Below are 1683 nucleotides of genomic sequence, written 5' to 3'. Positions count from 1 at the left end.
TAGGGCTTGCTGAATAAGTTCGAAAAAATCGCGTAGGCGAAGCCAGCCGCAGGCATCGCACTTGATGGGCAATTCAAGCTCGGCGAAACATAAATTTTTGTTGACTATAACTTGCCCAGTTATAGCTTTTAATAATCATTAAACCGTAAATAGGTGTGATTTTCGGTTTGTGACATAAAAACACACAAAAAACCCGTCTTAACCAGGTAGAAAGGTTGATTACTAAAAAAGTAATAGCAATGGCTGTTTGTGAAGTATTATCAAGTTTTGCCATGACTCGATTCAGGCTAAATCTTCGTTTTCCTTGTCCAAATTTTCCTTCAATCGCATTTCTAATTCTTTCATCTTCTAAGGCTTGTTTTTTTGTTTCTTTACTCACATTTGCTGGTGGCCTTCCTAGCGGAGACCCACTCATTCTAATTCCTCTTTCTTTACACCAGGCTCGGTTTTCTCTGGTTCGATAAATCCGATCGGCATGGACTGATTCTGGATAGTATCCTGTGTAACTTTTAAAAGCTTCTATTTGGGCTTTTAAGTCTCCCGATTCGTTAAAGTTATCCCAACTTATCCGGTCTAAAAATACATATCCTTCAAAGCAACTCGCTGATAGTTTTGCTCCAAACTCTACGGGTTTCCCTGCTTTTCCTCTCACAATTGGACGGATGTGGGGTTGGCTTAAACTTACTATTCTGTCCTCTATACTCTGTTTGTTATTTGACCATAACCAGAGTTGTTGTCGATAGACTTCTGTGAGAACTAGCAAGGTTTTATATTGTTTTTTGGTCAGACTTTGTAGGGTCGCACCTGATTCCATTAGCTCTTCAATATGACCTAAGTTTCTTTTGATATATTGCAGTTGTTTTTTAATTGCTTGGATTTTTTTGTGGCGTTTAGGTCGTCGTTGTTTGGCTACTACTAAGTAGTCTTTTCTTGCTATTTTTCGGTAGGTTCTGGGTTTTTTATTAATTTTTACTTTGAGGGATTTATAGAGGATATCAATAATTTTTTCGGTATGCACTCGGGCTAGGTTTAATAGTCCTAAGTCCGTCGGATAGCTAATATCTGCTGGGGCACAGGTCGCATCTACGAGCAACTTTCCTTGATTGATTCATTTTTTGTGTCCGAATCCTTTTTTTTTTCGGGTGTGACTGGGATGGTTCCGCGCATTTTATTAACCATTCTTTCATTGACTTTTTTGATTAAATTCGCACTAATTCGCTGCCGAAAGTGGACTAATAGTGATGGGTCAAATGGGGGTTCATTACTGTAGGTTGATTGACCGATAAAGTATTGCAGGTATGGGTTTTCTCGGATCTGTTCTACTGTTTCTATATCGCTGATTCCCAGTTTTTCTTTAATAATTAATGCCCCCAATGCCATCCTAAATGACTTGGCGGGTGCGCCCATAACGGTTGTGAAATTTTCAGCATATTCTGATTCAAATTCTGACCACGGGATCAGTTCTGCCATCTTTACCCAACGGTTATCTGCTGACAACCTTCCTTCAAAAGGGAGTTCAAAGTCGGATGGGGGGTTTAGGGCAACCTCAGCTTTTCTGTACACGCTCGCAAATGGTGATGCACGGGTTTTGAGTCATTATACCTGTTTTTCTTGCACCATTACTGCCTTTATTCGTCCGAAAATCCATACCGTGTTTACTTCAACCACTGATTCAGCAAGCCC

The 1683-nt window shown here is 40.0% G+C and carries 1 protein-coding gene; it reads right to left on the bottom strand.

Going from position 1 to position 1683, the window contains the following annotated elements; genetic code table 11:
* Positions 1 to 73: 73 nt before the first annotated feature.
* A protein-coding gene (locus QUA58_RS31245) for an IS5 family transposase (RefSeq protein ID WP_333398001.1) occupies positions 74 to 1563 on the bottom strand; the annotation gives its coding sequence in 2 pieces (ribosomal slippage) (positions 74 to 1107 and positions 1107 to 1563; 1491 coding nt in all).
* Positions 1564 to 1683 lie beyond the last annotated feature (120 nt).

The sequence above is a fragment of the Microcoleus sp. N9_A1 genome (assembly GCF_036701795.1).
GTDB lineage: Bacteria > Cyanobacteriota > Cyanobacteriia > Cyanobacteriales > Microcoleaceae > Microcoleus.
This window is presented reverse-complemented; position numbering and strand designations above follow the sequence as displayed.